General features: G+C 47.4%; 1 protein-coding gene and 1 pseudogene. One reads left to right on the top strand and one right to left on the bottom strand.

The window, feature by feature from the left end:
• Window positions 1–12 precede the first annotated feature (12 nt).
• Window positions 13–66 (top strand): annotated as a pseudogene (locus EZM41_RS14290) (hypothetical protein); the annotation flags it as partial.
• 21 nt (window positions 67–87) lie between these two features.
• Here EZM41_RS14290 and EZM41_RS13455 read toward each other — a convergent pair.
• On the bottom strand, window positions 88–325 hold a 238-nt coding region (locus EZM41_RS13455), incomplete at its 5' end, for a hypothetical protein (protein ID WP_232619000.1).

Raw genomic sequence — 325 nt, 5'->3', positions numbered from 1 at the left:
GCCGACCTTGCAATCAGAAACGTCGGAAGCCTCGGCGGTATCGCGGCTCTGTCAAGAGGAGAAGCTCACATGGCTGCCTGCCATCTTTTAGATCCGGCGACCGGGCGTTATAACGATAAGCGCTATTATCGTTCCTGCCGGAACAGATACCCCAAGCGTTGCATTTAATACGAAAGCCACCCCTGTGAATTGATATGAGAGAATGCATAAATATGCAATCATCATAATGATGCTGGCAATTAAACGAGCGGCACTACCATAAGTAGCTTCTATTATGTCAGCTGCACTCTCTTTCCCTAATCTCCTTATCTTTGTTGCAAGGAAG

It is taken from the genome of Acetomicrobium sp. S15 = DSM 107314, assembly GCF_016125955.1.
Classification (GTDB): Bacteria; Synergistota; Synergistia; order Synergistales; family Thermosynergistaceae; genus Thermosynergistes; species Thermosynergistes pyruvativorans.
Note: the sequence above shows the minus strand (reverse complement) of the source record. Positions and strands in the feature narration are given on the sequence as shown.